We start from the raw sequence: 21,655 nt of genomic DNA, 5'->3' as shown, positions 1-21,655 counted from the left end.
CCTGAAATATCTATATGTTCTTAATATTCTTACTCCATTTTTACAAAAGCTGCTCATACTGTTCACGAATTCTATTCCATGTGTAATGTTTTTCAGCCAGCGACTTCAACTTAACACCTTGTGTTCTCTCTTTGGGTGATTCTATTTTAATTATAAGATCCTTCAGGTCTCTGAAATAACACGCTTGTTCAAATGTTGTATAACGATTATACTTACAATCAAAACAAATAATCGGCTTTGCAAAAAACATCATTTCAACTAGTGATGGATTAGTACCTCCAGCAGAATGTCCATGCACATAGAACTCACATCCGCTTCTAATAATATTTAATTGTTCAACATCATAAATTGGATCAATAATTTCTATATTATTGTACTTTGAATATTTTTTCTTAAGACTACGCCCATAGTCGCTACTTCCCCAATTACCAATAAACTTCAATTTTTTGGTGACTTTAGAAAAAGATTCTAATATAACATGAACATTGTTTTCTGGCTCAATACGACAGAGAGCAAGAGCATATTTACTTTCGGAATTCTCCACATCGTTACATCTTTTTGTTTCAAAAACTAGTGAATGATCTCCGCCGTAGGCAATTACTTGAGAATTTACCATATATTCTGAGCACACATAGTTTGCGATTTCCTTATTATCAGAAATCACAATATTAGAATTTTTCACAGCTATTTTTTCAGACCATTTTAAAAATTTTTTAGCAAACCTACCCCATTTATCTCGACGCCATTCTACTCCATCAATGTTTGTAATTATTTTAACAGATGATATTTTTTTTATTATAGGAAGAATAAAGCAACCAGAGACTCCTAAAATAAGGAGTGTATTTACTTTTCGGAATACAATCGCATGCAATATGCTAAATGCGTCATAAATAACACTTGATATTCCATTAGCGCTAAGAGGAATATAAACCAATTTCGCATTTTTATATGTGCTTAGTTTTTTGGGGTAATTTTTTGATGAGCAATAAACAATATAATTAACCTTTTCAGTTTCAATTAAATTTTCAACAAGTGTTTCAAACCCTCCATACGAAGCAGGAACACCTACAGTACCAATAATGGCGGTATTACTCATATGTTTGTTCATTTTTTTCATAAATACTACTTGATTTATTATTCACAGTTACACATTTCATTAATACAAGAATTAGAAATACGGGTTCAAAAAATAGATTATTAAGGAGTGCCAAGGTGAAACTTACAAGAATAAGAAGTAAGCATATATTTATTTCATCTACTGAAACAAAATTATGGTTTCGTCTTTTCTTTAAGTTTTTAGAGAGAGAAATAAACATGTAACTCCAAGTAGCGATATATAAAACAAGAGCTATAAGACCACTCTGATGCAAAAGATATAAATAACCATTATCGACGTAAAAATTCATATCATCTTCCCCTAACCCCTGCACTAAACCGGAACCAAATAATAAACGAGAGACGTCATTAATATTCAAAACCTGAAGCCAGGCATCTATACGAGAGAATAATGTACTCAATTTTGTAAAAGCTGAATAATCTATAGAAGAATATGAATTCTGAATGTCACCACCAAAGTATAATATAAAACTTGGTGCTATGAACAATATTCCAATCAAAAAAACATAATATAAATTCGCAAGAGTTAGATAGTATCGACGAAGGTAAGTATGAATCATTATAAATAAAGATGTAACTGCAAATGCCAACATCCCGTTTCTATTATATGTCAAAACAACCATTATGACAAAACCAACAAATAGAAAAGCAAACTTTATACGATTGACAGATTTATTAAAATAATAATAAATTATTGCAAAGCAACAATAACTAGCTAAGATAAACCCAGATGAAAATATCCCACTAAAACGAAGAGTAATACCTTCTTCACTTGTTTGAAATGGATTAATTATTAAACCATGATTGTATAATTGCGAATAAAACTCTTCAACCATTTTAGAGTCATACATCACACATAACCCAAATATTAAAAGTGATAAAAAGGTAAGCTTTGTTATTATATTAATCAAAGAGTCAAAAATATCCAATTTCAACTTTCCCGAACCGGCTAAACAAATGATTATAATTGGAAAAATATATTGTATCGTTACTGCAAGCATTAATTGTAATTGTGTATAAACATTATTAACAACGATGTTATTTACAAGAAACAAAATTGCAGATATGGAAAAGAAAAATATAAAACATGCCCCTTGAGCTTTCATTTTTATTGTTCTGTTAATTAACAGATAAAACAGAGAGGCTAATATTAATAGAGGAATAAACACATAATTAAGATTAATATTTATATACAATGATATAGCCTTAATTAATCCAGACAATAAAAAAAACAGCAATAACAACTTTGGTGCCCAAGCTAGCATAAATTAATTCCTCTTGTTATTATATCTAGCCTTAAAGTAACTATCAATTTTCTTGAAATTTATATCGAGATCTAGTTGTATTCTGACTTTTTTACTACTTTCAATAGCAAAAAGATTTAGTTCTTCATCCTTTTGTGAAAGCTTCATAATAGCAACCATGAAGGAATTTAGCGTTCTTTCCTTGAGAACAAAGCCAGTCACTTCATTTTTGATAAATTGTTCTACGCCACCATTTCTCGTTGTAACTACTATTGCCCCACTAAAAGATGCCTCTGCTGCAGTCAAACCAAATCCTTCATATATACTACTGCAAATGAAGTATCTATTCTCATTATATAAATTATTTAGCTGTTTAACTGTGGGTTGATATACGTAATGAATAAACGAAGGGAAATTTTCTGGTTTTGTATAAGCACTAAAGCAACTGAATTTAATTGAGCTATCAACTTCGTGAATTTTTTGTATTGCTCTTAATAAGAGATCACAACCCTTTCTTTCACTAGGATGATATAGAAATAAAAATGAAGCTCTATCCCTTTCATTCCATGGAATGTTAACAAAAAAATCATTTTTGTTTATTCCATTGTACAAGGTGAGAGAAACATCCCCTCCCATTTTTGTAATCTTTTTCACCAAGTCATCAGAAATAGTTATATAATCAACATCTTTATGTGAAAGTGTATAGTTTAAAATATTCTCAGGAATATTCCAGTTTTCATAATCCTGTACAAAATATACTAATTTTTTATGGTTAACTCTACATGACGAATTGGCGTATATAAACGTCTCAACAGAGGAGCAAATGACAATATTAAAATTTTCGATATCTCTTTTTTTTAGAGATTTAATCACATAATGATTTATATTAGAGGATGTAAAATCAAACCATTTGTAGAACTTTAATAATGAAAATAATTTTGCTTTTATTTTACCCACAAGGCCAGAAAATCGATTATAACAAACAATACGGTTCGTCAAATAAATAAAATCAATCTGCCATCCAACAGATGCCAAATAGTTTCCATATTGATACAAGACTTTATATCCACCAACAGGCTCCCTTCTTGGTCCTGGTAGTAAAATAGCTATTTTTTTCATTTAGACCTTAAATTTATAACCACATTTTTTAGCCAACATATACATACATATCAAAATTGATAATTGTATGCATAAGGATGTTAATATTGTGCCATGCAGGTGATACAGTTTACTAAATACAGGCATGGCTATAATATTTAAAATACCATTGATTGCAATAATTTTAGTGAAGCTTTTGTCTTTCCCATAATTCAATCCAATTTGTGTACCAAAGAGATTGTTTTGGAATACGAAGAATACATTAAATAACAACAATAATAATACAGAGTATAATTCTTGTGATATTGTTGGAAAAATAAGCTGTATGAGATAATAGCCTATAAAAACATACAACGTGTAACATAACAGAAAAACAATTAAACTAAATAATGATATTCGAGAAATCATTATAAATACTCTTTGTTTATTATTTTCAATTAATGATGAAATATGTGGAAAAATAACGTTTAGAATAGGCGTTGTTGTAATCGATAACACCTTCACGATTCTTTCAGCAGTTGAAAAGACAACGAAACTTTTAGGTTCCAACACCAAAGGTAGAAAGAAAATATTGGCATAAGAAATCAATGTCACACTAGCTTGAGATAGGAATATATACCACCCTTTAACTAAAAATATCCATACATTTCTGAGCAAATTAGTACGTTTAAAAGCTACTACATTCAACTTCCTCCTAATATGTATCATCATTAGTATGTTTGATGCATAATTTGCTATTGCACATAAAAATAGATAAACCCAAGCATCATTATCATTATTGACCAAAATAAAAACGAAGGGATAAACAATAAGCTTAGGAAGTAAGCCATAGAACGTAATTAACTTAAAATCACCACATCCTTGCAAATACCAATTTGATTGAAATACAAAGCTTAGCATCCAAAAAAAACATAGCAACCAATAAAGGAGGTCGGGTTTAGTCAATGCCATCAACGACACAAGCAAAAAGAATGAGCAAAATATAAAAATACAGAGCCGTGACAATATGGAAATATAAAGAAAACTCTTACATTTTCTTAGATGCTTTACATTATTACTAATATATCTAACACCAAACAGATCCAGCCCATAATTAATTAAAACAGCAAAAAATAATACTAATGATTGAATAACAACAAAATCTTTATAGACCGCAATAGAGAGTTTATTGATTAAGAAAGGAATTATAAGAAAGGGTAGAATATAATTCCCAAACTGGTAAATAAATTGATTAACTATTTTTTTTACCACATTCTTTCCTTCGAATAATATCTTCGATAATTTTATTAACTTTTATTTCAAATAACCATTCTTTTTGTATGCTGGCTTTAATGCTTTCCGAATTATTTGAGACAATTAATTCATTTATTTTCTCATATAACAAATCTCTTTTTGAGTATTCTAGATAATTAACAAACCATCGACTCTTAATTTCAAAATTCATAGATGATAAACATGGAATGCCATATTTAAAGTACTCATACATTTTCAATGGTGATTCATCATGCGATTTTTCTGGCAGATATGGCAATAATCCGACTTTAAAAGATTTCATTATTGAAGGAAGATCAGAGTATTTAAATGCCCCCGCTATTTTTATATTTTCATTCAGCTTATCACGTATAGAATCATCAAAAAATTTTCCCCAAATGATGATACTGAATTTTTTTGATAATTTATTTAAAAAATCAATATCTAATTTATCAGTAACGAAGCCAACAAATCCTAATTGATATACCTTATTTGGAGTTCCATCTATAAAACATTCATGATTTTGGTTTTCAAGATAAACACCATTTGGCATTACATACTTATTAGGATTTAGAAAATTTTTTATCGCTTTGTCGGAAACAGCTGTAATTATATCAGCATTTTCGTCTACATAAGCATATTTATCTCGAACAGCTTTTTTTTCTTTTTCAGAAAATCTATTATGAATTGAAAAATTATCTATTAAATCATACCAATATGTTATTCGTTTATTGTTCTTGAATTCTAATTCGGCTATAGGGGTAAAATCAATGATGATTGAATCATCTGTAAATAACGATGATATTCTATTTAATATCTTCTTGTAACAATATTTCGTCCATATGCGGCCAAATAACGGTCCGATTAAATCATAACTTGTATGGTCAATAAAAGTTATCCTATTACTATATGCTTTATACTCACTTTTTGCTTTCTTCTTATTTTTTAATCTTTCATATATCGACACAGGTCTATTTATAAATGTAACATGATACTTTCTAGATAGAATTTCTGCAATTTGTAAATCTCTAACAGATGTCCCATATTCATTCCAAAAATACGCATCTCTATAGCCAATAATAATAAACTTCATGATTTACCGCTCTTATAATGCTTACCGCTAAAATATGCTTTTGCAAAATATATTAAACTTATATCACTTTTATTAAAAATCAACTTCGCAAGAAGTTTTTTTTGCGACAGTAAAAAACGTAAATTTACAGAAATAATATCTTAATGTTAATCCTTGATCATAACTTCTTTCTTTAATTCTAAATTGCTTTACTTTTATAGCTTCATTTTCTAGTCTAGACAATGAATGCAATACAACGCACTCACTGATTTTTATAAACTCACTTTCCCCAATTTTATTCAGCCGTAGAAAAAAAGTTGAATCAACACCATAAAAATAAAACCTAGAATCAAAAACATCACCAAATACTTGTCGAAGTTTCTCACATAATTTTTTAGATATACAAATTCCACTCCCAATAGCAAGCACTGTATTTCCCTTGTTAAACGATTGAATGCTATATGTTTTAGGACTTTGAATATTGTTTCCTACTATTATATTAGGAATGATACAATCAGATGTAGAATTAAGACATTCCAAAACATAATCATATTTCAATATGGAATCATGATCTAGTAAAATATATTTTTCTGACTCCACCTCATTAATAAATAAATTATATATATAACTTAATGATTCATTATTTATTGTTTGACAAACTTTTAAGGTATAGTAATCTGTAGTCAGATTAAATGCGATTTCTCTTGGGCCATTATTCCAAAGACACAGAATAATATCATCCTTTGACATCCTATTTTTTTTTAGAACTCTATCTATATGAGTAAATGTTTCACACTGTTCTACTTCTTTTCCATAAAGTACAATTAAGATAGCTAACTTATAATAATTAGTATTCTCCATTCCATTTCTCCAACGCTATCATTTCTTTAAACATCTTTTGTTTTTCATCTTTTATAGATAAAATCGGTTTATGGATACTTAAAGGCCACTTTACGTCAATGTCAGGATCATCCCAAATAATCCCTCTATCACTCTCTGGATGATAATAATTGGTCGTTTTATATAAAAACTCCGCCGTCTCACTCAGCACCAAAAACCCATGTGCTAATCCTTCAGGTATCCACAACTGGCGCTTATTCTCAGCAGATAAATTCACCCCAACCCATTTGCCAAAAGTTGGTGACGATTTACGAATATCAACCGCTACGTCAAAAACCTCACCAACAGCGCAACGTACCAATTTCCCTTGCGCATACGGTTCTAACTGATAATGCAGCCCGCGTAAAACACCTTTACTAGACTTCGAATGGTTATCTTGGACAAATTCAACTTTGCGGCCTACAGCTTCTTCAAATACTTTCTGGTTAAAGCTTTCAAAAAAGAAGCCGCGCTCATCGCCAAAAACTTTTGGTTCAAAAATCAGCACATCAGAAATTTCTGTTTTAATTACGTTCATTTAATTAATAACCTTTAATCATTTTCAGCAGATACTGACCATAAGCATTTTTTTTCAGCGGTTCAGCTAATACTTTCACCTGCTCAGCAGCAATAAATCCTTTACGGTAAGCAATTTCTTCTGGGCAGGAAACCTTTAGTCCCTGGCGCTCTTCAATGGTGGCAATGAAGTTGCTTGCCTCAATCAGGCTTTGATGTGTCCCCGTGTCCAGCCATGCATAACCACGGCCCATCATGGCAACAGATAAACGCCCCTGTTCCATATAAATACGGTTAATATCGGTAATTTCTAGTTCACCACGGGAAGAAGGCTTAAGGTTTTTCGCCATTTCGACAACGTCGTTGTCATAGAAATAAAGCCCGGTTACCGCATAATTACTTTTTGGTTGTAACGGTTTTTCTTCCAGGCTTATTGCCGTACCGTTTTTATCAAACTCAACGACACCGTAGCGTTCAGGATCATTTACGTGATAAGCAAATACTGTTGCACCACTTTCTTTGTTAACAGCTACGTCCATTAACTTCGGCAGATCGTGGCCGTAGAAGATATTATCACCAAGAACCAAAGCACAATCATCACCACCGATAAACTCTTCACCGATAATAAACGCCTGCGCAAGCCCATCTGGAGTCGGTTGCACTTTGTACTGAAGATTTAGCCCCCACTGGCTCCCGTCACCCAGCAGTTGTTGAAAACGAGGAGTATCCTGTGGCGTACTGATAATCAGAATATCGCGAATACCCGCTAACATCAGTGTAGAGAGCGGATAATAGATCATCGGTTTATCATAAATCGGTAATAGCTGTTTACTGACAGCCATAGTTACAGGATAAAGACGAGTACCAGAACCGCCCGCTAAAATAATACCTTTACGCGTTTTCATTTCATCATTCCTTTTAATTCATCTTGCTCCACCATCACGAACAAGATGCAAAAACTATTAAATAGCTGTAGTCGTAAATAATTCGTTGAGCATGCGTTTCACGCCAATCTGCCAGTCAGGCAAGACAAGCGCAAAGTTCTGCTGAAATTTTTCTGTATCAAGGCGAGAGTTATGCGGACGACGAGCTGGTGTAGGATAGGCTGTTGTTGGTACTGCGTTGAGCTTGTTGAGTGCAAGGGGAATGCCTGCTTTGCGCGCCTCTTCAAAAACCAGCGCAGCATAATCGTGCCACGTTGTGGTACCACTAGCTACCAGATGGTACAAGCCTGCGACTTCCGGTTTATTCAGTGCCACACGAATGGCATGTGCCGTACAATCAGCCAGTAACTCTGCGCCAGTTGGCGCACCAAACTGATCGTTAATAACAGCTAATTCTTCACGCTCTTTTGCCAGACGCAACATCGTTTTGGCGAAGTTATTTCCTTTACCTGCATAGACCCAGCTGGTCCGGAAAATAAGATGCTTCGCACAATGCTCTTGTAATGCTTTTTCCCCGGCTAACTTGGTTTCACCATAAACGTTCAGCGGTGCGGTTGCATCCGCCTCCTGCCATGGTATTTCACCGGTTCCCGGAAATACGTAGTCAGTAGAGTAGTGAATAACCCATGCACCGACCTCATTGGCTGCTTTTGCAATCGCTTCAACACTTGTCGCATTGAGTAATTGTGCAAATTCGGGTTCTGACTCAGCCTTATCTACCGCGGTATGAGCAGCCGCATTAACAATAACATCAGGGCGAATTTTTTTGACAGTTTCAGCTACACCTTCAGAATTACTAAAATCACCACAATAATCAGTGGAGTGAACATCAAGAGCAATCAAATTACCCAGAGGTGCCAGAGCACGCTGTAGTTCCCAACCTACCTGCCCTGTTTTGCCAAAAAGGAGGATATTCATTACTGGCGGCCCTCATAGTTCTCTTCAATCCACGATTGATAGGCACCACTTTTCACATTATCAACCCATTTTGTATTGGACAGGTACCATTCCACTGTCTTCCGAATCCCGCTCTCAAACGTTTCCTGTGGTTTCCATCCCAATTCGCGACCAATCTTCTCAGCATCAATCGCATAACGGCGATCGTGTCCCGGACGATCGGCAATATAAGTGATTTGCTCACGATAAGATTTCTCTTTCGGTACAATCTCATCCAGCAAATCACAAATAGTGAGCACTACATCTATGTTTTTCTTTTCGTTGTGCCCACCAATGTTATAAGTTTCACCCGCTTTACCTTCGGTTACGACGGTATATAACGCACGCGCATGATCTTCAACATACAGCCAGTCGCGAATTTGATCCCCTTTACCATAAATAGGTAATGCTTTACCTTCCAGAGCATTGAGAATAACCAATGGAATCAATTTTTCCGGGAAATGATAAGGACCATAATTGTTAGAGCAATTAGTCACAATGGTCGGTAAACCATAGGTACGTTTCCACGCGCGGACTAAATGATCGCTGGATGCTTTGGATGCGGAATAAGGACTGCTTGGCGCGTAAGCTGTCGTCTCAGTAAATAAGGGTAATTCTTCTGTATTATTTACTTCATCTGGATGAGGCAAATCACCATAGACTTCGTCAGTAGAAATATGATGAAGACGGAAGCTATTTTTCTTGTCGCTATCAAGAGCAGACCAGTAATTGCGAGCGGCTTCCAAAAGGACATAAGTACCAACAATATTGGTTTCAATAAATGCCGCAGGGCCTGTAATTGAACGGTCAACATGGCTTTCAGCAGCCAAGTGCATCACTGCATCCGGCTGATGCTGAGCAAAAATCCGTGCCATTACAGCTGCATCGCAAATATCCGCATGTTCAAAAACATAGCGTTCAGAATCAGAAACATCAGCAAGTGATTCCAGGTTTCCGGCGTACGTTAATTTATCGACATTAACAACACTATCCTGCGTATTATTTATAATGTGACGAACTACAGCAGAACCAATAAATCCTGCGCCACCAGTAACAAGTATTTTCACTTAATTTATTCCATATTACTTCAGAGCATGCTGTGAAATAAGCGGCTCTCAGTTTGATTAATAGAGGTATTAATGCACGCTACCGCCCCTGGCTTTACAGCTACCAGAGCACTGCATGCATGCCTACGATGTGACGAGCGTTACCCACTCGCGCTAAACCCGAAAAATTCAAACGCTAATTGTCTTACCAATCCGCTCTGGAAACAAGGAAAATCCTGGAAAACTTTGACTAAAATCCTATTGCTAACTCGTTGTTATCCTGATTGTTTATATAAAACAACGGCAGGAATATTCGCAACAAATTACTTTCGCCACGAATCTTCACTGCCGTTATAATTTTCTTATCAACCGTTACATCCGGTCAGATTTTCATTATTCGCTTAACAGCTTCTCAATCCCTTTGCGGAACTTCGCCCCTTCTTTGAGGTTGCGCAGCCCATACTTCACGAACGCCTGCATATAACCCATTTTTTTACCGCAATCGTAGCTGTCACCAGTCATCAGCATGGCATCAACGGACTGTTTTTTCGCCAGTTCGGCAATGGCATCAGTCAGCTGAATACGCCCCCATGCACCAGGCTGAGTGTGTTCAAGTTCCGGCCAAATATCGGCAGAAAGCACATAACGGCCCACGGCCATGATATCTGAGTCCAGCGTCTGCGGCTGATCCGGTTTTTCGATAAATTCGACGATGCGACTGACTTTACCTTCGCGATCCAGCGGTTCTTTGGTCTGAATGACAGAGTATTCAGAGAGGTCACCCGGCATACGTTTTGCCAGCACCTGGCTGCGTCCTGTTTCATTGAAGCGCGCAATCATGGCAGCAAGGTTGTAGCGCAGCGGGTCGGCGCTGGCGTCGTCGATCACAACGTCTGGCAGCACCACGACAAATGGATTGTCACCAATGGCAGGTCGTGCACATAAAATGGAGTGGCCCAAACCTAAAGGTTCGCCCTGACGCACGTTCATAATGGTCACGCCCGGTGGACAGATGGACTGCACTTCCGCAAGCAGTTGACGCTTCACGCGCTGCTCAAGGAGAGATTCTAATTCATAAGAGGTGTCGAAGTGGTTTTCGACCGCGTTCTTGGACGCGTGAGTTACCAGGAGGATTTCTTTGATCCCTGCAGCCACAATCTCGTCAACAATGTACTGAATCATTGGCTTGTCGACGATCGGTAGCATCTCTTTGGGAATCGCCTTAGTGGCAGGCAACATATGCATCCCAAGACCCGCTACAGGAATAACTGCTTTTAAATTCGTCATTATTTCATCCACCTGTAAAATGGTTGCTGAATTATAGCTTGTTCGATTTTTTTCGCCAGCATCAATTACCCTGAATTGATTACTGAATTACTTGTGATGTTACGCCGCTTCGTTGTGGATTGCAGTAGCATTGTTCCTAAGTATGGCTCCATTTTTCCAGGAATGGTCGCAAATCTACTCTCTCCGTTCCGGCAATCTAAAGTTAATCTTTTCCACATTAACAATATGGTGATTAACCCTGTCGATATCGACGGAGCTTTGTCCTTTCTCATTCACCGCATGAACATTTGCAAGAGACAGCAGTGTTTCTTTTTTCGCCATAAAGACGCCGCGAACGTCTTTGCGCATGTCGAAGTTCATGCTCAATGCGGGTCCAACTGAGGATTCCTGCATCACATTGATATTACGCATAAAAAGGTGTTGCGGTTTATTGTATAGCTCAAGCGACGCACGCTTCATCTCAATGTTAGTCAGCGCCACAAAGGAGACGGCATTCCCGGCGGAGATTTGGATACCGCGCAATTTATAAGCAAGGTGGGTATTATCCAGTTGAATATTATTCACTCGGAAATTTTGCGGTATCGAGAGATATTTGCCTTTAATTACCCCATAGCCGATTAACATCCCGGCGCTATTAATCATTTCAATATTATCAATCACGAAATTGTCACAACCGTAAATAGCAACTGTCGCGTTATCAATGCCTGCTTTCTTACTGAAATCCGGCGTGATATTGCGGGCTTTGATATTACGGATAACAAAATGTTTGCCATTTTCAACATGGATCAACTGCCGACAATCCGATCCCGTGATATTCGCCACGACAAAGTTTTTCACTGCCTGATCTTCCGGGTAATTATTATCGTAAGTGCTTCCCGCAAGGCCTATGCCAATGCCCCAGTTGATTTTGCCGTTGGTACAGTTGATGCGCTCGATGACATGGTCGGAGATCAAAATATCACTGTCGTTAATCGCCACGTTCCATTCAATAGCGTCCCCCTGTAAATCACTAAATTTACAGTTGGTGATGTTGGCACCAATTATCTGGTTATGAAATCCCTGGCGTAAGATGGCGTAATTAGCGTGGCTGACAGTGAGGTTATCGATGGTCAGGTTGCGCATGACCCGTTTGTTTTTGCCGCCGATATAAATCTGCGTTACCGGGCCAAAGCCGCTCATCGCCAGCCCTTTGATGGTGCAGTCAGAACCACGCACATCCAGGGTGATGTTATGCATACTGCCGCCCTCCTCCCCTGTCACCTGGCTGCCGTCCTGTAAGACAAATCGCCCTCTGCCGTTGCCGCGCAGGCTTCCAAGGATGTGTAACGTTTTTCCAGGAGGAATGAAGATGCCGGTGTTGATATTGTCACAAACGAATCCAGCAGGCACGACGACCGTTTGCCCTTCGCTGAAGGCTTGTTTAAATGAGGCGATCCAGTCGTGAGGGTTGTAGTCGTTAATGTTAACGCTTTGTCGGGCGGGAAGTGCGCGAGCGAAAGGGGTATGGAGGAAGGCAAGCGCCGAGCTTGCCGTCAGGAAGGTGCGTCGGGAGATTTTTTTAAATGGCATACGTTCTCCTCTATAAAGCCTGCAACAAGCTGGCGAGTTCTCGGTTAATCACCTGCTGGTTAAAATCGTGTTCGACTTTTTCGCGCGCACGTTTGACAACCGGAGCCAGTTCGTCGGTGTTAAGTTGGCTAAACGCCGCCAGTCGTTGCGCCAGTGCGCGAGCATCGTTCTCAGGCACCAGCCAGCCGGATTTGTCGGCCTCCACCAGTTCCGGTATTCCGCTATGCAGAGTAGAAACCACCGGAATGCCGACCGCCATCGCTTCCATTAGCGCCACTGGAATGCCTTCCATATCACCATCCGCGCCCGTTACCGATGGCAACAGGAAGACATCCGCGTCGTCGAGCATCGCTTTCACTTCATGGCTCGGTTTAAAGCCCGGCATCTCTACCACATCTTCCAGTTGATATTGTTCGATGAGGGTGCGCAGGCGTCGTTCCCACGGGCCAATGCCGAGAATGCGATAGCGAAATGCCACGCCCTGCTCTTTCAACTGACGGCAGGCTTCAATCGCCACATGCAGACCTTTTTTCTCGGTTAAGCGTGCGACGGAAATAATCTCCAGCGGTGTTGCGGGCGCTTTCACGGGACGCGGGCTAAAGCGCGTCATATCTACGCCCATGCGCGATACGGCGATTTTTTCCCTCGGGCAGCCCATTTTTTGCAGCCTTCCGGCCCACAAATCGCTTATCGGTAACATCAGATCGCCACGGCGAAACAGTTGTTGATATTCGGGAGTGTAGTGGTTGAGCACTTCCCGACTGGAAATATCAATGCCGTGGAAAATGGTGGCAATTTTGCCGCGAATGACACCCAGTTCGCGGAGTTTTGCTGCGGTTACCCCCGCTGGACCAAAATGAGCGATGAACACATCGGCGCGAAACGGTGTTGCGACCTGGCCGCAAATGGCAGACAAAATCAGATTCCGCGACTCTGCGCCATAGCGTTTGAGGTTGAGCGCCTGCCAGGTATTTTTACGATGAATGCCTCGTAACGTCTGGCTGGCACGGTGGCGTAGCTTCGCCACTTTGCCCGTAGGTTCGTCCTGTAACCAACTGGTTCTTGCGGCAAGGTTGTATTTCGTCCATGCCGCGTGGGTGTTCTGGGTGTCGCCTTTTTGCAGCGCGACAATCTCCACCTCAAAGCCCATATCAATAAACGCGGTAATTTGATTGAGGACGAAGGTTTCCGAAGACAGCGGAAATTTCAGTAAAAAGAAGCCGACCTTCATTTCACCTCCCCGATGCGCTCAAGCACAGATTGCACCATCTGCATTCCCGTCTGACGCTCACGACTGACGGCTTCGCTAAGTCGTGCGTTCAGCGCCGGAAGCTGGCCTAAGGTATCCGCAACCATCGCTTGCAGGCTGCCGTCTAATAAATGACGGATATCAATTGCCATCTCCGGTAGTCCCAGCTGCTGCATAATCCCGGCGGATTTATGTTCATAGTTGATGGCAATCGCCGGAGTAGCAAAGTTCATTGAGATAATGGCGGAGTGCAGGCGCGTACCGACGGTGAGTTCACAGGCCCCCAGAATTTTGCCCATTTCCAGATCGTTGAGTTCATCCATCACTACGTGGTAACGGGCAGGATCGCTGATGTGCTGACGCAAGTTGAGCGCCACCATGCGGTCGTCTTTGTTATAGCTGTCGATGCCCGTACAGGTGGAGAGCGCAATCACCTGATAGCCTTCGTCGAGAATGCGATTGACCACCCCGGCAAAGGCTTTTTCATACGCTTGCTGAGTGGTGCCGAGACGTTTGTCGAACGGTGCCAGTTCGCGCAGGGTAATTGCCACCGTTTTCTGTTGTGCGGCAACGTCCAGCCAGTGTTGAACGGCATAGCTGGCAGTGAAGTCTTCGGTGTGGTGATCGACCAGCCACGCAGTATCGACGCCATGTTCCACTTTTGCAGTGGTGATATTGCTGCGTTTCATCAGATCAAGGCTGACCGATTCGCGCAGGATCAGCGCGTCACAGTGACCAAAAACGTAGTTCGCCAGTTGGTTAAATTGCTCATCCTGGAAGGGACCGACGCTGTGACCAATCATAAACAGCGGCTTTTTCGCCATAAACGTGCAAAGTGCATGTTCAAACTGCGGCACGCCATAGAGATCGACAAAAAACGATCCGCCGACCTGGATAATGGCATCGTAACCTGACAGTAGGCGCACGAAGTCAGTGAATCCCTGGGCGATGGCAATATTGCGCAGCTTGCCAGTGTCGGTGACGCGCGAGAGCAATACCTGGTGTTGATAGCGGCGACGGAGGACTTTTTTAACGCGCCCGACAACGCCCGCCGCGCTGTTGTGTTGTTTCATTTGCAGGAACAGCGGATCGCCCATTACCGGGCGGTTGAGCAGCCAGGAAGAACTGACCGGATAGCGGCTCATCACGTCCACTTCGGCGTGTGGATTGAGGATGTTGATGGCATCAAGTAAGCCACGCAAGATGGCGCTGTCGCCACGATTGCCGCAAGTGTGGTTGCCCAGAATAAGTAATTTCATTTTTTCCTCATAAATTTGATGCCAGGTGAGGCTGCGTTTGTTTTGTTCGTTGCCGTTTTTTGCCTGATGCGACGCTGGCGCGTCTTATCAGGCCTACAAGACCCGAGCACAGAACCGTAGGCCGGATAAGGCGTTCACGCCGCATCCGGCATTCAGTGCCTGATGCGACGCTGACGCGTCTTATCAGGCCTACAGGTCCCGAGCACAGAACCGTAGGATGGATAAGGCGTTTTACGCTGCACCCGGCAACCGTTGTCGGAACCGAAAACAACAACTCACCCCGCCCGTAAAAGCATTTTCATTTTTTCGCTGCGACAAAACTGACGCTTCACTTCCACCACCAGCGGATGGCGCGACAGCACAATCATCACCACAAACGCCAGCACGCCCGCGGCTATTTGCACCCCCAGCAGCATCCCCAGCGCCAGTTGCCCTTTCAGCACAATGCCCAGCACATAACTGACCACCAGCGTCGGCAGCGAGAGATAAAACGGCAGCCACAAACTCAGGATGTACTGGCGATAACTGGAACCAAGAACCGGTTTAATCATCACGAAGTAACTCAGAATGGTGTTGATAATCTGCACCAGCAGGAAACCGAGCGTGACGCCGATTGCGCCCGCCATCTGCCCACCAATAACAATCGCCGGAATAAACAGAAAGGTTTTGAATACGTTGAATTTAAAGCTGATGTCGACCCGCGCTTTCGCCATCAGCAGCGAACCAATCGGGTTACCCACGGAGCGCAGCAGACCCACAATACACAGCAATTGCAGCACCGGAATAATGCTGTTCCACTTTTCGCCGAATACCAGCGGTACGAAGTTATTCGACACCACCATCAGCCCCAGCAGCGCTGGAAAGTTAATAATCCCCACCACCGACAGCAGCTTGTAGAAGTTGACGCGCAGCTTTTCGGTGTCGTCCTGAATTTTGGCGAATGCCGGAAACAACACACGGGTGATGATCGGGTTCAGCTTCATCGGCGGCACAACGGCCACGTTGTACGCCAGGTTGTATCCCCCGGCCACGCCCGCGCCGAGAATACGCGCCAGCACCAGCGTTGAAAGGTTGGTGTTGAGATAGTTGATGATGCTGTCCGCCGTCAGCCAGGCACCAAAGCGTAAGTTCGGTGCCACCGACACCAGCGAGAAGTGCAGACCGGGGCGATAAATTTTGCGGCCAAAGTAGCCAAACAGCAGCGTTCTTACCGCACTATTGACCAGATAACCGAGGATCGCGATCATCGCCAGCGGCCAGAAATGGGCGCTAACCACCGTAAAAGTAAAGCCCGCCAGCACCGCGCTGGTTTCGATCATGCCGATTTTGTTGAACTCGAGCTCCTTCTGCATCAACGCGCGGAACTGTTGCCCGTGGGGGATCACCACAAACGCCAGCGACAATGTTTTAATCAACGGTGCCAGGTCCGGGTTATTCAGCACGTCACCAATGAGATCACTCAACAAAAACACCGCCACGCACACCACAAGCCCCAGCCCGACGTTCAGCCAGTACAACGTGGTGAGTTCAAGGTGACTGATTTCTTTTCGCTGAATAATCGAGTTAGCGATACCGAAGTCAGAAAGCGTATCTGCCAGCGCGATAATCACCAGCGACACGGTAAGCAGGCCGAACTGGTGGTTGTCGATAATCCGCGCCAGCACGGTCATCTGCACCAGCCCGAGGCCGATGATGATCACCGTGGCAATCGCCGACCACTTCGCGCCGCTGATGGTCTTTTCACGTAAGCTCATATCAATATGCCGCTTTGTTAACGAAGCCCTTGAATACCGTCAGGAAAACGATTTTGATATCGAACCAGACGCTCCATTCGCGGATGTACTCAAGGTCGAACTCGACGCGTTTTTCCATTTTCTCCAGCGTGTCGGTTTCGCCGCGCCAGCCATTAATCTGCGCCCAGCCGGTAATGCCCGGTTTCACTTTGTGGCGCAGCATGTAGCCTTCAATGAGCTGGCGATACTGTTCGTTATGCGCCACCGCGTGTGGACGTGGCCCGACAATCGACATCCCCCCGGTCAGCACATTGATAAACTGCGGCAATTCGTCCAGCGAGGTGCGGCGCAGAAAGTTCCCCACTTTGGTGACGCGCGGATCGTTCTGCGTCGCCTGAGTCACGACTTTGTCGTTCTCCATCACTTTCATCGAACGGAACTTCCACACTTTGATCGGCTTGCCATCCATGCCATAGCGAGTCTGGCGGAAAATAACCGGTCCTGGTGAACTGAGTTTTACCGCCAGCGCAATACAGCACAGCACCGGGGAGATCAGCAGCAGAATAAGCGTCGCCAGCACAATATCTTCCGCACGTTTTAGCAGGCGGTTAACCCCGGAAAGCGGCGTATCGTACAGCGGCACCACCGGAACGCCGTTCATCTCTTCGAGACGTGAATGGAGAATGTTGAAGGTAAAGACGTCGGGGATCAGCAGCACCGAACAGGTGGTGTCCGCCAGTTGATGGACCAGTTTTTTCACTCGTGCGCCGTCGCACATTTGCATCGCGATATAGACGTTATGAATCTTGCCCGCTTTCGCATCCTCGACCAGCTGTTGCAGATTGCCCGCCCAGTCGTTAGAAACGCCACCCGGTTTCGGGTCGTGGTAAACGCCCACCACTTCAAACCCTAACCACGGCTGATTACGGAAGCTCTCCATCAGCATTTGTCCGGCGGCTAAATCTCCCGCTACGGCGACCATACGCTTGTTATAGCCATGATTACGCAGCCAGCCCGCCCCAATGCGAATACATGAACGGCAAACCACCAGTCCGATACTGGTCAGCCAGATTTTCAGTTGCGTGTCGAAATCATTATTGAACGCCACCAGTCCGGCGCTGAAAATCACGCTTAAGGTCCAGTTTTGTAGCAACAGGGCAAATTCTGTCGCTGCCCGAACACCGCGCCATGAGCGATAAAAATCGGTGATGCCGCCCAGCATCTGGAACACCACCAGCGTAATCAACGCCACCAACAGGTGCATGTAGAGGAATGACAGTCCGCTCACTTCGCAAACCAGCCATAGTCCGGCAAACATGATGGTGATATCTGAAAAGCGTTGCACCATAGAGATTAACGATGCATTGGTTTTCGCTCGCTCGCGCTTTTTTAGATTTGTCATCGTTGTTCCTGTTATTAGCCCCTTACCCGCAGTGGGGTAAGGGAAGATCCGACATTACTCATTCAGCAACGTCAGCAGAGTTCGCGTTCGCGCTTCCATCAGCGGCACATCACCGCGCGATTCCACATTCAACCGCACCACCGGTTCGGTGTTGGAGGTGCGCAGGTTAAAGCGCCAGTCGGCAAAGGTCATGCTGATGCCATCGGTACGATCCACCGCCAGCGCCTCACGGCTAAAATGCTGTTCGACGCGATTAATCGCCTCAACGGGTTGCGCCAGTTTGCTGTTGATCTCACCGCTTGCCGGAAACGCCGCCATCCGGTCGCGCACCAGTTCGCCCAGCGTTTTTCCTTTCAGGCACAACAGTTCGGCGACCAGCAGCCACGGGATCATGCCGCTGTCGCAGTAAGCGAAATCACGGAAGTAATGGTGAGCGCTCATTTCGCCACCGTAGATGGCGTCTTCCTTGCGCATCCGTTCTTTAATAAAGGCGTGTCCGGTTTTCGACATTACCGGGGTGCCGCCTGCGGCAGTCACCACATCAATAGTGTTCCAGGAGAGACGCGGATCATGGATGATCTTCGCGCCGGGATTTTTTTCGAGGAACGCTTCTGCCAGCAGGCCGACAATGTAGTAGCCCTCGATAAACTGCCCTTTTTCGTCAAACAGAAAACAGCGGTCAAAATCGCCATCAAAGGCAATGCCCATATCCGCGCCGTGTTTGATGACCGCATTGCGGGTGTCGTCGCGGCATTCAGGCAGCAGCGGGTTAGGAATACCGTTGGGGAAATTGCCGTCGGGCGTGTTGTGCACTTTGATCAATTCCACGGGCGCGCCGAGGGTTTTAAAGCGGGCTTCAATGGCGTCCACCACCGGACCCGCTGCGCCATTCCCGGAGTTAATCACCAGCTTGAGCGGCGTGAGGTTTTTGACATTGATATAACCGAACAGGTGATCAACGTAAGCGTCACGCAGGTTGATTTGCTGATAGCGACCGCGTTTGGTTTCATCGACGGGAGGAAAGTCGTTGGCTTCTGCCAGACGCTGGACGTCGCGCAGTCCGGTATCACCGCTGATTGGGCGAGCCCTTCGCGCACCAGTTTCATGCCGTTATAATCCATCGGATTATGGCTGGCGGTAACTTCAATGCCGCCATCCACGCCGAGATGGAACGTGGCGAAATAGATCTCTTCGGTGCCGGACATGCCAATATCCAGCACATCGACGCCCGCATCCTGTAAACCTTTCGCCAGCGCCAGTTTTAAGGTTTCGCTGGTGAGACGGACATCACCGCCTAACACAATGGTTTTCGGTTTGAGAAATTCGCCATAGGCGCGACCAATGCGCCAGGCGATATCTTCATTCAGTTCTTCGCCTAATTTCCCGCGAATATCATAGGCTTTAAAGCAGGTTAATTTTTTCATGTCGTTACCCTTTTTCAGGCAATAGTTGGCCCTGACCGAAACGGCCAATTTTGTTTTTGTCGTTATTTACATCTCGGTTTCGCATTCATTGCCTGATGCGACGCTGCCGCGTCTTATCAGGCCTACAAATCCGAACCGTAGGTCGGATAAGGCGTTCACGCCGCATCCGACAAACAGCGCCTGATGCGACGTTTACACCCGTCCGTAGCGATCCGCGAAGCGCACCACATCATCCTCTTCGAGATAAGAGCCGGAGCGCACTTCAATTAAATCGAGCGGAATTTTCCCCGGGTTTTCCAGGCAATGCGTCGCCCCCAGCGGAATATAAATGGACTCGTTTTCACCAAGCAGTTTGATATCACCGTCGATAGTGACTTTTGCCGTTCCTGCGACAACCACCCAGTGTTCCGCGCGGTGATGATGCATCTGTACCGACAAGCCTTCGCCCGGTTTCACGGTGATGCGTTTCACCTGGTAGCGGTCGCCCGCGTCGATAGAGTCATATTTGCCCCACGGACGATACACTTCGCGATGCACCCGATGCTCATGGCGACCATCGGCTTTGATCTGCTCGACCACTTTTTTCACATCCTGCACCGCGTTACGGTCGGCAATCAGCACTGCATCTTTGGTCTGCACTACCACCAAATCTTTCACCCCGACGGTGGTGACCAGGCCAGATTCGGCATACACATAGCTGTTTTCAGTTTTGTGATTAATCACATCGCCGTGGCAAACATTGCCCTCGGCGGTGTGGGCGCTGATCTCCCATAATGAAGACCAAGAACCGACATCGCTCCAGCCCGCATCCATCGGCACCACAACAGCATCTGCCGTACGTTCCATGACCGCGTAATCCACCGACTCTTCCGGGCAGGGGAGAAACGCTTCTTCATCCACGCGAATAAAATCGAGATCCGGATCGACGGCGCTCATCGCTTTTTCACAGGCATCGAGAATATCCGGGCGATATTTTTTCAGTTCTTCGAGATAGCGTCCGGCGCGGAACAGGAACATGCCGCTGTTCCAGTAATATTCGCCACTTGCCACATAGGCCTGAGCGGTTTCCAGATTCGGTTTTTCGACAAACTGCGCCACTTCAAAGGCCACCGTATCCTGCTCACCCGCAGACACTTCACCGCGACGAATATAGCCATAACCGATTTCAGGTAGATCCGGCACAATGCCAAAGGTCACCAGCTTGCCCGCTTCGGCATACGGTATGGCATTACGCACGGCGGCACGGAACGCGTCTTCATCGGCAATCACATGATCCGCCGCCAGCACCAGCATTAACGGGTCGCTCTCCGGACTATGACGTGTTGCCGCCAGCGCCGCCAGCGCAATGGCTGGTGCAGTGTTACGCCCTGCCGGTTCGAGAATAATGTTCTCGGTGAGTTTGTTCAGTTGGCGCAGCTGTTCCGCGACAATAAAGCGGTGCTGCTCATTGCAAATCACCACCGGGCTTTCGCACTCTACGCCTTTCAGGCGGCAGATGGTGGTTTGCAGCATGGTGAGATCGCCTTTCAGGCATAAAAACTGCTTGGGGTAAAGTACGCGGGAAAGCGGCCATAAGCGGCTACCGGAGCCACCTGCCATCACAACTGGATAGAGTTTCGACTGCGCCATA

General features: G+C 43.8%; 17 protein-coding genes and 1 pseudogene. All 18 read right to left on the bottom strand.

Going from position 1 to position 21,655, the window contains the following annotated elements; genetic code table 11:
- Positions 1-40: 40 nt before the first annotated feature.
- Positions 41-1,117, bottom strand: coding sequence for a DUF1972 domain-containing protein (locus BHE85_RS08695; RefSeq protein WP_011379140.1), 1,077 nt, complete (start codon positions 1,115-1,117; stop codon positions 41-43).
- A complete protein-coding gene (gene wzy / locus BHE85_RS08690; protein ID WP_000881830.1) occupies positions 1,089-2,381 on the bottom strand; it encodes an O53 family O-antigen polymerase in 1,293 nt (430 codons plus the stop codon). The genes BHE85_RS08695 and wzy overlap by 29 nt, the downstream gene beginning before the upstream one ends.
- Before the next feature lie 3 nt (positions 2,382-2,384).
- On the bottom strand, positions 2,385-3,479 hold the full coding sequence (locus BHE85_RS08685) for a glycosyltransferase family 4 protein (protein WP_000716855.1): 1,095 nt from the start codon (positions 3,477-3,479) through the stop codon (positions 2,385-2,387).
- Positions 3,480-4,709: an O53 family O-antigen flippase gene (wzx, locus tag BHE85_RS08680; protein WP_000239329.1), complete on the bottom strand. Its 1,230-nt coding sequence runs from the start codon at positions 4,707-4,709 to the stop codon at positions 3,480-3,482.
- The gene (locus tag BHE85_RS08675; RefSeq protein WP_000668638.1) at positions 4,690-5,802 is read right to left on the bottom strand and encodes a glycosyltransferase family protein; all 1,113 of its coding nucleotides are present in this window, start codon (positions 5,800-5,802) and stop codon (positions 4,690-4,692) included. The genes wzx and BHE85_RS08675 overlap by 20 nt, the downstream gene beginning before the upstream one ends.
- 72 nt (positions 5,803-5,874) lie before the next feature.
- Complete coding sequence (locus tag BHE85_RS08670; RefSeq protein WP_128832479.1) at positions 5,875-6,642, bottom strand: hypothetical protein; 768 nt, start codon at positions 6,640-6,642, stop codon at positions 5,875-5,877.
- Positions 6,629-7,198, bottom strand: coding sequence for a dTDP-4-dehydrorhamnose 3,5-epimerase (rfbC, locus tag BHE85_RS08665; RefSeq protein WP_001100813.1), 570 nt, complete (start codon positions 7,196-7,198; stop codon positions 6,629-6,631). The genes BHE85_RS08670 and rfbC overlap by 14 nt, the downstream gene beginning before the upstream one ends.
- A 4-nt stretch (positions 7,199-7,202) precedes the next feature.
- Complete coding sequence (gene rfbA, locus BHE85_RS08660; protein ID WP_039064045.1) at positions 7,203-8,081, bottom strand: glucose-1-phosphate thymidylyltransferase RfbA; 879 nt, start codon at positions 8,079-8,081, stop codon at positions 7,203-7,205.
- Positions 8,082-8,138: 57 nt separating this feature from the next.
- A complete protein-coding gene (gene rfbD, locus BHE85_RS08655; protein ID WP_001023647.1) occupies positions 8,139-9,038 on the bottom strand; it encodes a dTDP-4-dehydrorhamnose reductase in 900 nt (299 codons plus the stop codon).
- Entirely contained in the window at positions 9,038-10,123 is a 1,086-nt protein-coding gene (gene rfbB, locus BHE85_RS08650; RefSeq protein WP_000699437.1) for a dTDP-glucose 4,6-dehydratase, read from the bottom strand. The genes rfbD and rfbB overlap by 1 nt, the downstream gene beginning before the upstream one ends.
- A gap of 372 nt (positions 10,124-10,495) precedes the next feature.
- Positions 10,496-11,389 (bottom strand): UTP--glucose-1-phosphate uridylyltransferase GalF, encoded by an 894-nt coding sequence (gene galF, locus BHE85_RS08645; protein WP_000183051.1) that lies wholly within the window; start codon positions 11,387-11,389, stop codon positions 10,496-10,498.
- Between the two features lie 174 nt (positions 11,390-11,563).
- Positions 11,564-12,958 (bottom strand): colanic acid biosynthesis protein WcaM, encoded by a 1,395-nt coding sequence (gene wcaM, locus BHE85_RS08640; RefSeq protein WP_001115957.1) that lies wholly within the window; start codon positions 12,956-12,958, stop codon positions 11,564-11,566.
- 10 nt (positions 12,959-12,968) lie between these two features.
- Complete coding sequence (gene wcaL, locus BHE85_RS08635) at positions 12,969-14,189, bottom strand: colanic acid biosynthesis glycosyltransferase WcaL (protein WP_000862694.1); 1,221 nt, start codon at positions 14,187-14,189, stop codon at positions 12,969-12,971.
- Positions 14,186-15,466 carry a colanic acid biosynthesis pyruvyl transferase WcaK gene (gene wcaK, locus BHE85_RS08630; RefSeq protein WP_000770805.1) on the bottom strand — a complete coding sequence of 427 codons (1,281 nt, stop codon included), beginning with the start codon at positions 15,464-15,466 and terminating at the stop codon, positions 14,186-14,188. The genes wcaL and wcaK overlap by 4 nt, the downstream gene beginning before the upstream one ends.
- 275 nt (positions 15,467-15,741) lie before the next feature.
- Entirely contained in the window at positions 15,742-17,220 is a 1,479-nt protein-coding gene (gene wzxC / locus BHE85_RS08625; RefSeq protein ID WP_000058483.1) for a colanic acid undecaprenyl disphosphate flippase WzxC, read from the bottom strand.
- A 1-nt stretch (position 17,221) separates the two neighbouring features.
- Positions 17,222-18,601 (bottom strand): undecaprenyl-phosphate glucose phosphotransferase, encoded by a 1,380-nt coding sequence (gene wcaJ, locus BHE85_RS08620; RefSeq protein ID WP_039064049.1) that lies wholly within the window; start codon positions 18,599-18,601, stop codon positions 17,222-17,224.
- A gap of 54 nt (positions 18,602-18,655) precedes the next feature.
- Positions 18,656-20,025 (bottom strand): annotated as a pseudogene (cpsG, locus tag BHE85_RS08615) (colanic acid biosynthesis phosphomannomutase CpsG).
- A gap of 192 nt (positions 20,026-20,217) precedes the next feature.
- Positions 20,218-21,654 carry a mannose-1-phosphate guanyltransferase gene (cpsB, locus tag BHE85_RS08610; protein WP_039064051.1) on the bottom strand — a complete coding sequence of 479 codons (1,437 nt, stop codon included), beginning with the start codon at positions 21,652-21,654 and terminating at the stop codon, positions 20,218-20,220.
- Between the last annotated feature and the right edge of the window lies 1 nt (position 21,655).

The organism is Shigella sp. FC1567 (assembly GCF_001743015.1).
Taxonomy (GTDB): domain Bacteria; phylum Pseudomonadota; class Gammaproteobacteria; order Enterobacterales; family Enterobacteriaceae; genus Escherichia; species Escherichia coli.
The sequence above is the reverse complement of the archived record's forward strand: the minus strand, read 5'-3'. Positions and strand labels throughout refer to the sequence as shown.

Coding starts and splice junctions, on each gene's coding strand:
- BHE85_RS08695 (WP_011379140.1), bottom strand. CDS start 1,117: ATGAAAAAAATGAACAAACATATGAGTAATACCGCCATTATTGGTACT.
- galF (WP_000183051.1), bottom strand. CDS start 11,389: ATGACGAATTTAAAAGCAGTTATTCCTGTAGCGGGTCTTGGGATGCAT.
- BHE85_RS08670 (WP_128832479.1), bottom strand. CDS start 6,642: ATGGAGAATACTAATTATTATAAGTTAGCTATCTTAATTGTACTTTAT.
- wcaM (WP_001115957.1), bottom strand. CDS start 12,958: ATGCCATTTAAAAAAATCTCCCGACGCACCTTCCTGACGGCAAGCTCG.
- wcaK (WP_000770805.1), bottom strand. CDS start 15,466: ATGAAATTACTTATTCTGGGCAACCACACTTGCGGCAATCGTGGCGAC.
- rfbA (WP_039064045.1), bottom strand. CDS start 8,081: ATGAAAACGCGTAAAGGTATTATTTTAGCGGGCGGTTCTGGTACTCGT.
- BHE85_RS08685 (WP_000716855.1), bottom strand. CDS start 3,479: ATGAAAAAAATAGCTATTTTACTACCAGGACCAAGAAGGGAGCCTGTT.
- rfbD (WP_001023647.1), bottom strand. CDS start 9,038: ATGAATATCCTCCTTTTTGGCAAAACAGGGCAGGTAGGTTGGGAACTA.
- wzy (WP_000881830.1), bottom strand. CDS start 2,381: ATGCTAGCTTGGGCACCAAAGTTGTTATTGCTGTTTTTTTTATTGTCT.
- cpsB (WP_039064051.1), bottom strand. CDS start 21,654: ATGGCGCAGTCGAAACTCTATCCAGTTGTGATGGCAGGTGGCTCCGGT.
- wcaJ (WP_039064049.1), bottom strand. CDS start 18,601: ATGACAAATCTAAAAAAGCGCGAGCGAGCGAAAACCAATGCATCGTTA.
- wcaL (WP_000862694.1), bottom strand. CDS start 14,189: ATGAAGGTCGGCTTCTTTTTACTGAAATTTCCGCTGTCTTCGGAAACC.
- rfbC (WP_001100813.1), bottom strand. CDS start 7,198: ATGAACGTAATTAAAACAGAAATTTCTGATGTGCTGATTTTTGAACCA.
- BHE85_RS08675 (WP_000668638.1), bottom strand. CDS start 5,802: ATGAAGTTTATTATTATTGGCTATAGAGATGCGTATTTTTGGAATGAA.
- wzxC (WP_000058483.1), bottom strand. CDS start 17,220: ATGAGCTTACGTGAAAAGACCATCAGCGGCGCGAAGTGGTCGGCGATT.